The following is a 935-nucleotide window of genomic DNA, read 5'->3' as shown; positions in this document are numbered from 1 at the left end:
ACGAATGCTGTCTTCGCCGGGCTTCTTGGAGGTGCGATGTTCGCCTTCCGGCAGCAACTCCAGATCCGTAAACCCTTCCAGAATATGCTCGATCATGCTGGTCACACCGCGACCATGGGCCGCCGCGATCGGCAGCACCTCGGTGAGGCCCAGCGAAAAGAACTCGGACATGGCCGAATCCGCATCCACCCCATCGGTCTTGTTAACGATCAGGTAGGTGGGTTTGGGCAGCTTGCGCAACTCGCTGGCAATCTGTTCATCGGCGGCGGTCAGGCCGGCACGGCCGTCCACCATAAACAACACCACATCGGCTTCGCCCACGGCCTGCAGGGATTGACTGGTCATCGGCACGTCGATGCCGTCATCGTTCTCGCCGATACCGCCGGTATCCACCACCGTGTACAAATAGCCGCCCAGCTGGCCATCCCCGTATTTACGGTCACGGGTAAGCCCCGGGAAATCGGCCACCAGGGCATCCCGGGTACGGGTCAGTCGGTTGAAGAGTGTGGATTTGCCCACATTGGGCCGCCCCACCAGGGCGATTACCGGCTTCATAGTCATCTCAACGAGGTTTCAACGGCGCTATGGTAACGCCAAAGGGGGATTCAAACGAAAAAATCTGCGCGGGGCGCAGATTTTTCAGGTATCGAGAAACCGGACCGGTTATTTGGGGCGCACCGTGTAGGCCGCCAGTTTGCCGTCGTAACTCAACACATAAAGGGTGTCTTCATAGCTGACCGGGGTACCCGCAAAGCCGTCACCGTCGTGCTTCTTACGGGCCACCAGGGTGCCGTCATCCGCATCCATCCAGTGCAGGTAGCCTTCAAAATCACCCACCACCATCAGGTCGCCCTGCACGGCAGTGCCGGTCAGTCGGCGGCCGTACAGCTTGTCCTGTTGCCAGAGCACGCTACCGGTGCGCTGGTCCACGGACC

Annotated in this window: 2 protein-coding genes; both read right to left on the bottom strand. The window is 60.1% G+C overall.

The genetic code is table 11. The features are described 5' to 3' along the window. On the bottom strand, positions 1-555 hold a 555-nt coding region (locus A3730_RS27010), incomplete at its 3' end, for a GTPase (protein WP_197477668.1). 108 nt (positions 556-663) lie between these two features. After that, the coding region (locus A3730_RS27005; RefSeq protein ID WP_156501398.1) for a PQQ-binding-like beta-propeller repeat protein at positions 664-935 on the bottom strand (272 nt) is incomplete at its 5' end.

This window comes from Alcanivorax sp. HI0044 (genome assembly GCF_001634945.1).
This window is presented reverse-complemented; position numbering and strand designations above follow the sequence as displayed.